We start from the raw sequence: 13072 nt of genomic DNA, 5'->3' as shown, positions 1-13072 counted from the left end.
ACCTTAAATTTGATTAATTACAGCCCGTATGCCATTCATTAAACTTACAAAAATAGAGCGAAAGCGCTTTTTAGTATTGATCACTTGTGTGCTTCTGGCTATTGCAGGATGGCTGTTTCTGGCGTTGAACAATAAATATGTTTATACGGCCAAGACAGTCCTGATTTACAAGAATTTTCCGCAGAAAAAGGCTTTTCATCCTTTACAGTCTGATACGGTAGATTTACAGGTGGAAGGAACGGGCTGGCAACTGTTGTTTGCCAGGTTAAGGGTGAACCCGCAGTTTATCAGCATTAATCTTGAAAAACTGAATAACAGGAATTATATTCTTTTTTCTGAACAGCTCTATAGTGTGAACAATCAGCTGGAAACTTCACAGAAAATTATATCTGTACGTCCGGATACGCTATACTTTGATTTTTCTAAAAGAACGGTCAAAAGGGTTCCGGTCAGATTAGTATCTAATTTATCTTTTGTGAAGCAGTTTGGTATTTCTGACGTGATCCAGTGTACGCCTGATTATGTGACGGTATCTGGTCCTCAGGAAGATCTGGAAAAGATTACTGAATGGAAAACTGATACTTTAGTGTTGCATAATATTCAGAACCAGGCGGTAACGCGGGTAGGGATGAAACAGAACCTGTTCAAGAATGTAAATATATTCCCTGCGAGTGTCGAGGTTAAATTACCGGTAGATGAGTTTACGGAAAAAACACTGGAAGTGCCGCTGAAGGTTATCAATAATGGTGAATATTATAATGTGAAGCTTTATCCGAAAAAGGTAAAGATCACTTTTATGGTTGCCTTATCAAGTTATCAGCAGGTTAATGAGGATTTTATTGAAGCGGTGGTAGATCTGAATGAGTGGAAATTAAAACATCATGCTCAGCTGACTGTGAAGCTGACCCGCTTTCCTGATTATTGCAGAAAGATGAGGATAGACCCTGAGAAAGTTGATTTTATTATAGAGAAATAATGATTAAGATTGGGATTACCGGCGGTATAGGAAGTGGAAAAACCACAGTTTGCAGAATATTTGAGCAGCTGGGAATCCCTGTGTTTTATGCAGATACCGTAGCTAAGGAAATTATGGTGACTGACCCGGTATTAAAGGACGGTGTAATAAAAACCTTTGGAAGCGAAAGTTATGAGCTGTCCGGAAAGCTGAACAATAAACATATCGCGCAAATTGTATTCAATAATAAATCGGAACTGGAAAAGCTGAATGCACTGGTTCATCCGGCAGTATTCAGGGCTTTTGAAAGCTGGCAGTTAACGATACCTGCAGATGTACCTTATAATTTGAAAGAGGCCGCCTTATTATTTGAGAGTGGTTCTTATAAAATGTGTGACCATAGTATTTTAGTCACTGCACCCAAGGCAGTCAAAATACAAAGGGTAATGGAGCGGGACGGGGTAACCAGCGCGCAGGTCGAAGCGCGGATGGATAAACAGCTGAGTGACGAAGAAAAGAATAAAATGGCTGATTTTTTAATTACAAATGATGAAAGCCAATCGGTGATACTCCAGGTATTGGAGCTGCACCATCAATTTATAAACCTTACAAAATAAATGATATTAGAGGATTTTTTAGTGCCAACTAAAATTGGACTGTATTGTGCCTATGGCAATTTTTACCTGGACCCGAAAGAAATGGTAAAGGATGCAGTAATTTCACATGCACATGGTGATCATGCAATTAGTGGTAATTTCAATGTGTATTGTACCAAAGCGACCTCATTGTTCATGATACAGCGGTATAAGAAATTTGCAGCGGGTGAGTTTCATCTGTATGCTTTTCACGCTGAATTTGTATTGAATGGAGTGAAGATCAGCTTTATCCCTGCTGGCCATATTTTAGGCTCGGCATTGGTAATGATGGAATATAAGGGGATTAAATATTTGTATACCGGAGATTATAAGCTGCAGCCGGATACGACCTGCGAGCCTATAGAATTCGCGGAAGCGGATGTACTGATTACGGAAACAACTTTTGCAAATCCTGAAACTAAACATCCGGATGTGGAACTGGAGATCAAAAAACTAAACGCGACAACAAGCAATGTTATGCTGGGCGCTTATGCTTTGGGTAAGAGCCAGCGGTTGATTAAATTGATCAGCGACCTTTGTCCGCAGCGGAGAATCCTGGTACACCATAGCATCCTCCCTTTTGTGAAAATTTATGAGCAGATGGGAATTGATATGGGGAAATATGAGGTTTATGACCGGAAGGTAATGAAGAATACTAAAACTGATATGATTTACCTGGTACCTCCTCTGGTTTACAGAAGTTATATCAAAGCGGTAAATGTGATCAGGGTTTTTGCAACGGGATGGAAACATTTACAGCACAATAATGAGCTGCAATTGTTCATTTCTGACCATGTGGACTGGGATGACATCATTTATACCATTGGAAAAGTTAAGCCAAAAGAAATCTGGACTACACATGGGAGTGGAATTCAACTAAAAAGTTATTATTCAAACATTATTACTGTTAAATTGCTTAACTAATGGAACAGAGTGCCGATTATTATTTCAATGAGCAGGGTTTAATGGTTTTTACAGAAGCATACCACCTTAAACGTGGTTATTGCTGCAAAAATGGTTGCAAGCACTGCCCATGGAAATACGGCAGGAAAAAGAACAATGGGAATGATAGTGAACTAACTTCAGAAAAAAGATAACGTGATACAGTTGCAGAAAGAAATAAAAGCTCCCCGCTATGAAAGCATATTCCACGAGGCTATGGTCAACGTGGCGTTTACGCAGAATTGGTGTAATGATCAGGTGAAACAGGCTGTTTCATTGTATGATATTACCAATCAGCAGTTTAATGTGCTCAGAATTTTACGCGGCCAGCATCCGGAGCCTTCGACTATCAATCTGCTTAAATCCAGAATGCTTGATAAGATGTGTGATGCTTCGCGGATTGTTGACCGGCTGGTGCAGAAGGATTTGATTTGTAAAAAGACCAATACTTATGATAAACGCGCGGTTGATATATCAATTAATGAGAAGGGACTGGCGCTGTTAAAGAAAATGGATAAGGAAATGGATCTGTCTGCTATTCTCTCTGCGAATTTAACACGTCAGGAAGCGGAACAATTGACTTCTTTACTGGAAAAAGCAAGAGGCAAGGCTTAAATACCCTGCCTGTTTTTTATATCTAGTGACTATGCCCTGAGGTGTAAAATCCAATCAGGGCAATCCCAATACCCAATAAAACAGCAACCATCTTTCTTTTGGAAACTTTATGGTCTACGCTGGATTCGAATAAGATCGTGGTAGAGATATGTAAAAATATCCCGATCACAATTCCCATCATTTTATGAAAGTATACTTCTATCCCGCCAATACTTCCTGTACTGATGCCGTTACTGACCCAGAACCCTAAAGGAGCCATGATCGCAAAAACAGCCAGGTAGAAGACAATTCCGGCAGGCTTAAATTTGTTTTGCATCAATATGCTCGCCAGTGCAAATGCAGCGGGAATATGATGCAGGGAAATACCAAAGATTAAGGCATTGTGCTGATCTGCTGCAAGCGGCATCCCTTCTAAAAATGCGTGTAAACACAAACTGATCATGATTCCATAAGGAAAGATCTGCGTATCATTGTGTTTGTGGATATGGCCATGTTCTACGCCTTCAGAGAATTGTTCTAACAGGATCTGTAAAAGGAATCCGATTAAGATGTAAATCCCTATTTCTGCGTGATCAGGCCCGCTGTAAGCATCGGGGATCAGGTGTAGTACAGTGATCGCAAATAAATAAGCACCACTAAAAGAAAGTATAAGTTTCAGCAATTGTGACTTATCACTTTTAACTAAAAAAATTGATAGCCCTCCTAAAAAGGCGCAAAAGAACAGGATTAAGATTTTCCAAACTTCCATTAAAGTGCTGGTTGTAGTTTTTTATAAATCAGGGACACTAAAAATCCGATAGTTGAGCCTAAAGCAGCACCTGCTATGGTATCAATCGGATAATGTACGCCAACGTATATTTGTGCAAAAGAAATAATAAATGCCCAGGCCAGGCCAACAGGCAGAATTGGCTTCCATCGTGGATAGAAAACCATAATTAAAAACACGGCAATACCGAAATGGTTTGTTGCATGTGCGGATGGGAAACTATAGCCGCTGCCGCAGGGCACACGGTGAATTATATCATGAATTAATGTCGGTTCATTGCAGGGCCTCAGCCTGGCCACAAATGGCTTAATGAACCTGGAAGAGATCATATCGCCCAGGGCAAACGTAAGGAGTACCCCTCCGATAATATACCAGCCTCCTTTTTTATATTCTTTGAAACTGAAAATGATAATAAACAGGTATAGTGGAGCCCAGGTGTACCTGTTGCGCATCAATGGTAAAAACCAGTCCAGGAAACCGTTCGATAATCCTCTGTGAATTTTCAGAAACAGTTCTACATCAAAGGTATGCAGGCTTTCTATCATACTTTTTTACAAACAAGGATTAATCTGTCAGATTTAGCGACATCAAAAGGTTCCAGGCTATAACTACCGAATGTTTCCACGATTTTTAGTCCGCTTTTTTCAAGCATCCGTTCAAAATCAGCCAGACTGAATGCTTGTACACGTTCTTCAAAAGCGTAATGTTTGCTTTTGTGTTCGAAGTTGATATGTTTAATGATTTTACCTTCTGCAACAAATTTACGAAGATCAAATTCTATGCCTTCAAGAGTTTTTGTTTCTCTGTGTGTCAGGTTACTGATAATTTTCTGCGTGTTGAAATAATCAATGACTACGGTTCCATCTTCTTTGATACTTTTTCTGAAAGATTTAAGCGCGTTGACGTGATCTTTCTCTGTATCAAAGTATCCGAAACTGGTGAAAAGGTTCAGGGCAATATCATAATAATTGATGTAGCCGAGTTTACGCATATCGTGCACAAAAAAGTGAAGGTGTTTCTGCTCGAATTGTTTGGCGTATTTGATACTTTGTTCAGAAAGGTCAATGCCGGTAACGTCAAATCCTTTTTTGTTTAAATAAACGGAATGACGACCTCTTCCGCAGGCAATATCCAGCATACGGGAATGTAGTGCGGGCTTCAGGTAAGCTGTCAGGTTATCAATTAAAAACTCTGCTTCAGCGTCGTTACGCTGACTATATAAGATATGATAATAGGGAGAATTGAACCAATATTGAAACCACTTTCGCTGCATAAGGACCGTCTTAAATTTAGAAAAAGCAAATATAGTGATTAGGAATGCAACTGGGTGGACATTCAGGCAATAAACATTTTTATTACATTGACATTAAACAGGCTATAATATGACACCGCCTACTTAAATTTTTACTATTTTTGGAAAACAAAATTCATAGCAGTTGACACTTATAAAATCTATTTCAGGAATCAGGGGAACTATCGGCGGAATCGCTGGAAATGGGCTAACACCTATTGATATAGTGAAGTTTACCGCAGCTTATGGCGCGTGGGTAATTAAAAATACGAATATTAAGAAAATCGTACTCGGACGGGATGCACGGATCTCGGGAGACATGGTAAATAACTTAGTGACTGGTACTTTACAGGGACTGGGTATTGAAGTGATAGACCTTGGCTTATCGACTACGCCAACTGTCGAAATTGCTGTCCCGATGGAAAAAGCGGGTGGTGGAATTATTCTGACAGCCAGCCATAATCCTAAACAGTGGAACGCATTGAAGCTCTTAAATGAGAAGGGTGAGTTTATCAATGATGAAAATGGTAAAGAAGTATTAGAAATTGCTGAAAGAGCTGATTTTTCTTTTGCTGAGGTGAATGACCTTGGAAAAGTTACTTATGATGACTCTTATCTGCAAAAACATATTGATGTAATCCTGGCTTTGCCGCTGGTTGATGTTGAATTGATCAAAAAGGCAAATTTCAAAATTGCAATTGACTGTGTGAACTCTACAGGCGGTATTTTTATTCCTGCTTTATTAAAAGCATTAGGGGTGGAGACGGTGTTCGAACTGTATTGTGAGCCAAATGGTGAGTTCCCGCACAATCCGGAGCCGTTACCTGAAAATCTGACTGAAATTGCTAAGGTAGTACAAAGCAAACAGGCAGATCTGGGTATTGTAGTAGATCCTGATGTAGACCGTTTATGTTTTGTTTGTGAAGACGGAACGATGTTCGGTGAGGAGTATACTCTGGTTGCTGTGGCGGATTATATTTTGAAGAATCAGGTGGGCAACACGGTTTCTAATTTATCATCAACAAGAGCTTTAAAAGATGTAACCCTCAGAGCGGGCGGAGAATACCATGCTGCTGCTGTGGGTGAAGTGAATGTAGTGAACCAGATGAAAGCAACCAATGCAATTATTGGTGGTGAGGGTAATGGCGGGATCATCTATCCTGAATTACACTACGGCCGTGATGCTTTGGTTGGGATCGCTTTGTTTTTAACACATCTTGCGAAATTCGGTAAATCTGTTTCGTTGTTAAGAAGCAGCTATCCGAATTATCATATTTCTAAAAATAAGATCACTTTAACTCCTGAAATGGATATTGATGCTTTGCTGGTTAAAGTACAGGAAAAGTACAAAAATCAACCAAACAGTACTATCGACGGATTGAAAATAGAGTTTGATAACGAGTGGGTTCACCTGCGTAAGTCAAATACAGAACCAATTATCCGTATCTACAGCGAAGCGGAAAATGAAACTGTAGCTGAAAACCTGGCGAACAAAATCATATCAGACATCAAAGAAATTTTAAAATTGAATTAATACAGAATGAACAGGATCTATTTAGATAATGCTGCAACTACACCTCTTGATAAAGAGGTAATGGCTGAAATGATTAATGTGATGGAGAATTATTATGGTAATCCATCTTCAATTCATGCGCAGGGCCGTGAGGTACGTACATTGATTGAAAAGGCCCGTAAAACTGTAGCTGGTTTACTGAATGCGACACCTGCGGAGATATTTTTCACTTCGGGTGGCACAGAGGCTGATAATACAGCTATACGTTGTGGTATTGCAGCTTTTGGAATTAAACATGCCATTACTTCAAAAATTGAGCATCATGCGGTTGAGCATACGCTTGGCCAGTTATTAAAAGATGGTGTTATTGATAAGCTGAGCTTTGTAAATATTGATGCGAAGGGTAATGTTGATTATGATCATCTGGAGCAACTGTTAAAAGAGAATTCACGTTCTTTTGTTTCTTTAATGCACGCAAACAATGAATTGGCAACTTTAACCGATATGGAAAAGGTTGGTGATATTTGTGAACGTTATGAGGCTATTTATCATTGTGATACGGTACAGACCATGGGTCATTATGTACATGATGTAAGAAAGATTAAAGCACACTTTATGGTTTGTGCAGCACATAAGCTGCATGGTCCGAAAGGGGTAGGCTTTTTATTTGTAAACCATACAGTAAAAATCAGTCCGATGATTTTTGGTGGTGCGCAGGAACGTAATATGCGTGGCGGAACTGAAAATGTATATGGAATTGTAGGATTGGCAAAAGCATTGGAAATAGCTTATAGTCATATGGAAGCGCACCAGACTTATATTCAGGATTTGAAAACTTACATGAAAGATAAACTGGTTGCAGAAATTCCTGCGATTAGCTTTAATGGAGAAACTGATCCTGAGAAAAGTTTATATACGGTTCTGAATGTATCATTCCCTGCAATGGATATGTCAGATATGTTATTGTTTAACCTTGATATTAACGGTATTTCTGCATCTGGCGGAAGTGCTTGTTCTTCAGGTTCCAATATCGGATCTCATGTGTTAACTGCTGTAGGTACTGATCCGAACCGTCCATCGGTCAGGTTCTCTTTCAGCAAGTTGAATACGAAAGAGGAAATTGATTATGTGATAGAAAAAGTGAAACATATTGTAGAGCAGAATATCGCAGTTTAAGAATTTTATTGATTACAAAAAGCTCTGGCCGGCGGTCAGAGCTTTTTTTTTACCACAATTATGCAATATATAGCTATAGAGAATAGTACGAGTCCATATCTGGCCTTTGTAGAGGAGTTGTATCATGCTGCTTTTCCAATGGAGGAGCGAAGGAACTGGGAGCAATTGCTGAAAATGATCGGCACAGTTCCGGAAATGACGATGCAGGTAGTTTTGGAAGAGGAAAAAGCTATTGGTTTTGTAACCAGCTGGAAGTTTGAGGACTGGTGTTTTATTGAACATCTGGCGATTGATCCGGTAAACAGGGGAAAGAAGTTCGGTGAGCGGGTGATGAAAGATTTCATGGTTAGCCGGAAGTTGCTGCTGGAGGTTGAGCCTCCTGCTTCTGTGGATGCGATACGCAGAATTGGTTTTTATGAAAGACTAGGGCTGGTTTGTTTACCTTTTGATTATCTCCATCCTTCTTATCATGATTCTCATGTTTCTCATTCTTTAGTGTTGATGACCAATGTGACAGAAAGAGAAGAACTGTATTTTAATGACATCATCCGCAAGGTTAAAAAACAGGTTTATTTATATCATCCTTTGTAGTGATTGATGATTCTCCTGATTTATTATAAAATAATATAAACTATATTTTTTCCGGCTTGTTGTGTATTCAATTGTCAATAATTTTTAATTAAAACATTGGTTATGAATACTCCGGAAAAGCACGATCACGAAGAAGAAAAAAAGAAAACGGTTTATAAAGAAACTGACAGTGATGAAGATTTGAGCAGTGGCGAAACATCTTCTGAGTCAGAATCTGGAAGATCTGCATTTGCGAACAGACCTGAAAGAAAGAATAAGCCTTTAGGTGCAGGGCATGAGCCTGGTACTACGCCTGGAAGAGATTTCTGATAAAAATATTATTTCTAAAGAAAAACCCTGATTCAACAGCTGATTCAGGGTTTTTTGTTTATAAACGGGAATTTAATAGATTCTATCCTGTAAATATTACCGGATTTATTTGTCTGTTAAGGTTTTCTCCATTACATTAGGGGATAGATTTAGCTTGGACTTGAAAAGGATAATAGGTGTTTATTGATTTGCTAAATCGTTTTTAATTTGATAACCATATATGAACCTTATCCGGACTATCGCTGTAACCAGCTCACTATTCTTCTCCATCACAGGCATTGTTTCTGCTCAGCAAAAGGCTGTTTTTAAAGACAAAGAGGTCGTCTATAAAAAAGGATTGAAATTAACCTTTATCAATCAGGACAAAAGTTTCTCACCGGTAGTCAAACAAAGAATGATCGGGACTTTTTTTAAAGTCTATCCTGCTTTGAAGGCGGAATACAATGAAAAGACGGCAAAAGAAGTCACTTTTGTAATCGATACCACTTATAAAGGAGTGGCCGCGACCCAGGGAACAATTGTTGCTTTTAGCCCGGTCTGGTTCAGACAGCATCCCGGAGATATAGATGTGGTAACGCATGAGGTGATGCACATTGTACAAAATTATGGCAGCAATGCCGGCCCGTGGTGGATCACAGAAGGGATTGCAGATTATGTACGTTATCAATATGGAGTTGATAATGCGGGTGCTAAATGGACGCTTCCTGATTATAAATCCGGGCAGAACTATGATAACGGCTATCGTATTACCGCAAGATTTCTGGCCTGGCTGGAGAAACATGAGCACCAGGGAATCGTAAAAAACCTTGACCAGCAAATGAGGGCCCATACTTACAAAGAAGAATTCTGGAAAACACAAACGACAAAAACTTTACCTGAATTATGGGCTGCTTATGTGCAAAATCCAATAATTTAGAATAATATTATACGCTATAAAACCACACAAAACTAATGATGAAACATTTCTTATCAGCATTACTTATTTCTGCGGCTATGCCTGTACTGGCACAGCAAGCGGGTAAAGTAACAGACCCGGTAGACTGGGTTAATCCGCTAATGGGGACGGCAAGTAAACCAAGCCTGTCTAATGGTAATACCTATCCTACAATTGCAGTTCCATGGGGAATGAATTTCTGGACTCCGCAGACCGGTAAAATGGGTGACGGATGGGCTTATACTTATGATGCTGATAAAATAAGAGGATTCAAGCAAACGCATCAGCCTTCTCCATGGATGAATGATTACGGACAGTTTTCAGTAATGCCGGTAACTGGTAAAATGAAATTCAACCAGGATGAGCGGGCAAGCTGGTTCTCTCACAAGACAGAAATTGTAAAGCCATATTATTACAGTGTTTACCTGGCTGATGCGAACGTAACTACTGAAATCACACCGACAGAGCGTGCGGCGCAGTTCCGTTTTACTTTCCCGAAGTCTGATAGTTCTTATGTGGTTATTGATGCTTTTGATAAAGGATCATATATCAAAGTTATCCCTAAGGAAAGAAAAGTTATCGGATACAGCACGCGTTATGCAAGTGGCCCGCTGCCTGCTAATTTTAAAAATTACTTTGTTATATACTTCGATAAGGCTATTTCTTCTGCAAATACATGGCATGGGAATACTTTGGCAAAGGACACGCTGGAGCTAAAAAGTGATCATTCCGGTGCAATCATAGGATTTAAAACTGAAAAGGGTGAAAAGGTGGGGATGAAAGTCGCTTCGTCTTTTATCAGCGTGGAGCAGGCCGAGATCAGTTTGAAGAGAGAATTGGCAAATGATACTTTTGAAGCTACACAGCAAAAATCAAGAGCGATATGGAACAAGACTTTAGGTAAGATTTCTATTGAAGGCGGAACTGTTGATCAGACGCGTACTTTTTATTCAAGTTTATACCGGACTTTATTTTTCCCGAATAAGTTATATGAGATCGACGCGAATAATAAAATTGTTCACTGGAGCCCGTATAATGGTAAAACTATGCCAGGATATATGTTTGCTGGTACTGGATTCTGGGATACCTTCAGAGCGCTTTATCCTTTCTTAAACCTGGTATATCCTGCGATTAATAAAGAAATGCAGGAAGGCCTGGTGAATGATTATAAAGAAGGCGGCTGGTTGCCTGAATGGTCAAGTCCGGGTTATGCAAATTGTATGATTGGTAACAATTCAGCTTCTGTAGTAGCGGATGCTTATATCAAAGGATTACGCGGATATGATATTGAGAGTTTATTTGAAGCGCTGAAACATGGTGCGAATAATGAAGGGCCAAATGAAGCGGTCGGAAGGGCAGGCGTGAAGTATTACAATGAGTTAGGTTATGTGCCTTATGATGTTAAACTGAATGAGAATGCAGCCAGAACATTAGAGTATGCTTATGATGATTTTACGATTTATCAATTGGGAAGAGCGCTGAATAAACCAGCTGCCGAAATTGATATTTATAAGAAAAGAGCGATGAATTATAAAAACATCTTTGATCCTTCGTCAGGCTTAATGCGCGGGAAAAATAAAGATGGTTCATTCCAATCACCTTTTAACCCGTTTAAATGGGGAGATGCTTTTACAGAAGGAAACAGCTGGCATTATTCATGGTCAGTTTTCCAGGACGTAAATGGTCTGGTTGGACTGATGGGTGGTAAAAACAAGTTTGTTGAGAAACTGGATTCTGTATTTACGATGCCTCCTGTATTTGATGCAAGTTATTATGGTTCTGTGATCCACGAAATCAGAGAAATGCAGATTGCAAATATGGGTCAGTATGCGCATGGTAATCAGCCGATACAACACATGATTTACTTGTATAATTATGCCGGACAACCTTGGAAAGCGCAGTACTGGTTAAGAGAAACAATGGACAGAATGTATAAGGCTACGCCTGATGGTTATTGCGGAGACGAAGATAACGGACAAACTTCTGCCTGGTATGTTTTCTCTTCGATGGGTTTCTATCCGGTGACTCCTGCTACAGATCAGTATGTGGTGGGCGCGCCTTTATTCAAAAAGGTAACGGTGAACCTGGATAATGGAAAACAGATCGTGATCAATGCTGCTGCAAACAGTGCAGATAACAAGTATATCAACGCGCTGAAGTACAATGGTAAGGCTTATGGTAAAAACTGGTTAAGTCACTCTGATTTAGTTAAAGGGGCTACATTGGATTTCGATATGACTGCTTCACCTAATAAAACCAGGGGAACTGCAGAAAGTGATTTTCCTTATTCTATGTCTACAGAGACAAAATAGGCCGGTTTGCTGGCATGATAGCTCAGCAGAACGAATTATAATATAAAACCGGTTTGCAAAGAGCAAATAAAAATCCCCTGCGGAATGGAAGTTTAAACTTACCTTCTGCAGGGGATTTCTTAATTTATAGCGGAGCCTTTTAACAGGCAGCCGGGTTTTTAGTTCTTTACCATTTTCAGGAAAGTGGCCAGCTTGGCTTTCATCGCCCTGCGGTCTACAATAAAGTCAAGGAAACCATGTTCCTGCACGAATTCGGCAGTCTGGAAACCTTTTGGTAAGTCTTTTTTGATAGTTTCTTTAATTACTCTTGGACCTGCAAATCCGATCAGTGCTCCTGGTTCTGCAATATTAATATCACCAAGCATCGCATAGGAAGCGGTTACACCACCTGTAGTCGGATCAGTTAATAAAGAGATATATGGTATTTTTGCCTGGTTAAGCAAAGCTAATTTAGCAGACGTTTTAGCCATTTGCATCAGTGAGAATGCGGCTTCCATCATTCTGGCTCCTCCTGATTTGGAGATCATCAGGAATGGAATTTTATGTTTAATACTGTAATCGATAGATCTCGCGATTTTCTCTCCTACTACAGAACCCATAGAACCACCGATGAAGTTGAAATCCATACAGGCAATTACTAATTCTTCTCCTTCAATTTTACCTACTGCTGCACGGATAGCGTCTTTCAGGCCTGTTTTAGCCATTGTGTCAACCAAACGTTCTGTATAAGGTTTGCTGTCTGTAAAGTTTAGCGGATCTCCTGAAGTCAGGTCAGCAAAAAGTTCTTTAAACTCATTGTTATCAAATAATACCTGAAAGTATTCTTTAGAACCAACTCTCAAATGATAATCACAATAGTGACAAACGTATTTATTTTCGATAAGGTCTGCGCTGTGTAATGCTTTCTTACAGTTAGGACACTTGTTCCATAAGCCATCCGGCGCTTCTTTTTTTTCTTCTGTCAGCGTACTGATACCTTTTTTTTCTCTCTTAAACCAAGCCATGTTATTCGTTGAAAAATGCGATTACAAAG

Annotated in this window: 15 protein-coding genes; 11 read left to right on the top strand and 4 right to left on the bottom strand. The window is 39.6% G+C overall.

From position 1 onward, the window contains the following. Window positions 1-28: 28 nt before the first annotated feature. The 5 genes from LY11_RS02795 to LY11_RS02780 are packed head-to-tail and all read left to right on the top strand — an operon-like array spanning window position 29 to window position 3147. The gene (locus LY11_RS02795) at window positions 29-976 is read left to right on the top strand and encodes a CdaR family protein (protein WP_111632189.1); all 948 of its coding nucleotides are present in this window, start codon (window positions 29-31) and stop codon (window positions 974-976) included. Next, the gene (coaE, locus tag LY11_RS02790; protein ID WP_111632188.1) at window positions 976-1572 is read left to right on the top strand and encodes a dephospho-CoA kinase; all 597 of its coding nucleotides are present in this window, start codon (window positions 976-978) and stop codon (window positions 1570-1572) included. Before LY11_RS02795 ends, coaE begins: the two co-directional genes overlap by 1 nt. Further along, on the top strand, window positions 1573-2514 hold the full coding sequence (locus LY11_RS02785; RefSeq protein ID WP_111632187.1) for an MBL fold metallo-hydrolase: 942 nt from the start codon (window positions 1573-1575) through the stop codon (window positions 2512-2514). It begins immediately after the preceding gene. Continuing rightward, window positions 2514-2687: a DUF5522 domain-containing protein gene (locus LY11_RS26610; RefSeq protein ID WP_170132606.1), complete on the top strand. Its 174-nt coding sequence runs from the start codon at window positions 2514-2516 to the stop codon at window positions 2685-2687. Before LY11_RS02785 ends, LY11_RS26610 begins: the two co-directional genes overlap by 1 nt. A 1-nt stretch (window position 2688) precedes the next feature. Further along, window positions 2689-3147, top strand: a complete 459-nt coding sequence (locus tag LY11_RS02780) for a MarR family winged helix-turn-helix transcriptional regulator (protein WP_245952576.1) — start codon at window positions 2689-2691, stop codon at window positions 3145-3147. Between the two features lie 22 nt (window positions 3148-3169). Here LY11_RS02780 and LY11_RS02775 read toward each other — a convergent pair whose 3' ends face one another. The 3 genes from LY11_RS02775 to LY11_RS02765 are packed head-to-tail and all read right to left on the bottom strand — an operon-like array spanning window position 3170 to window position 5186. Then, the gene (locus LY11_RS02775; RefSeq protein WP_111632186.1) at window positions 3170-3895 is read right to left on the bottom strand and encodes a ZIP family metal transporter; all 726 of its coding nucleotides are present in this window, start codon (window positions 3893-3895) and stop codon (window positions 3170-3172) included. Beyond that, window positions 3895-4458 carry a phosphatase PAP2 family protein gene (locus tag LY11_RS02770; protein WP_111632185.1) on the bottom strand — a complete coding sequence of 188 codons (564 nt, stop codon included), beginning with the start codon at window positions 4456-4458 and terminating at the stop codon, window positions 3895-3897. The genes LY11_RS02775 and LY11_RS02770 overlap by 1 nt, the downstream gene beginning before the upstream one ends. After that, the gene (locus LY11_RS02765; protein ID WP_111632184.1) at window positions 4455-5186 is read right to left on the bottom strand and encodes a class I SAM-dependent methyltransferase; all 732 of its coding nucleotides are present in this window, start codon (window positions 5184-5186) and stop codon (window positions 4455-4457) included. Before LY11_RS02765 ends, LY11_RS02770 begins: the two co-directional genes overlap by 4 nt. Window positions 5187-5349: 163 nt before the next feature. On the opposite strand from LY11_RS02765, the gene glmM reads away from it, so the two are divergent. From glmM to LY11_RS02735, 6 genes are all read left to right on the top strand, one after another. Beyond that, window positions 5350-6738, top strand: a complete 1389-nt coding sequence (gene glmM / locus LY11_RS02760) for a phosphoglucosamine mutase (RefSeq protein WP_111632183.1) — start codon at window positions 5350-5352, stop codon at window positions 6736-6738. A gap of 6 nt (window positions 6739-6744) precedes the next feature. Next, window positions 6745-7893, top strand: coding sequence for a cysteine desulfurase family protein (locus tag LY11_RS02755; RefSeq protein WP_111632182.1), 1149 nt, complete (start codon window positions 6745-6747; stop codon window positions 7891-7893). 60 nt (window positions 7894-7953) lie between these two features. Next, window positions 7954-8484, top strand: a complete 531-nt coding sequence (locus LY11_RS02750; RefSeq protein ID WP_111632181.1) for a GNAT family N-acetyltransferase — start codon at window positions 7954-7956, stop codon at window positions 8482-8484. Window positions 8485-8586: 102 nt separating this feature from the next. Then, window positions 8587-8793 (top strand): hypothetical protein, encoded by a 207-nt coding sequence (locus tag LY11_RS02745; RefSeq protein ID WP_111632180.1) that lies wholly within the window; start codon window positions 8587-8589, stop codon window positions 8791-8793. A gap of 220 nt (window positions 8794-9013) precedes the next feature. Then, on the top strand, window positions 9014-9709 hold the full coding sequence (locus LY11_RS02740; protein ID WP_111632179.1) for a basic secretory protein-like protein: 696 nt from the start codon (window positions 9014-9016) through the stop codon (window positions 9707-9709). A gap of 38 nt (window positions 9710-9747) precedes the next feature. After that, a complete protein-coding gene (locus LY11_RS02735) occupies window positions 9748-12039 on the top strand; it encodes a GH92 family glycosyl hydrolase (protein WP_170132609.1) in 2292 nt (763 codons plus the stop codon). A gap of 158 nt (window positions 12040-12197) precedes the next feature. On the opposite strand, the gene accD is transcribed toward LY11_RS02735, so the two are convergent. Then, window positions 12198-13043: an acetyl-CoA carboxylase, carboxyltransferase subunit beta gene (gene accD / locus LY11_RS02730; RefSeq protein WP_111632177.1), complete on the bottom strand. Its 846-nt coding sequence runs from the start codon at window positions 13041-13043 to the stop codon at window positions 12198-12200. Between the last annotated feature and the right edge of the window lie 29 nt (window positions 13044-13072).

The sequence above is a fragment of the Pedobacter cryoconitis genome (genome assembly GCF_003259615.1).
In the GTDB taxonomy this organism is placed as follows: Bacteria; Bacteroidota; Bacteroidia; order Sphingobacteriales; family Sphingobacteriaceae; genus Pedobacter; species Pedobacter cryoconitis.
The sequence above is the reverse complement of the archived record's forward strand: the minus strand, read 5'-3'. Positions and strand labels throughout refer to the sequence as shown.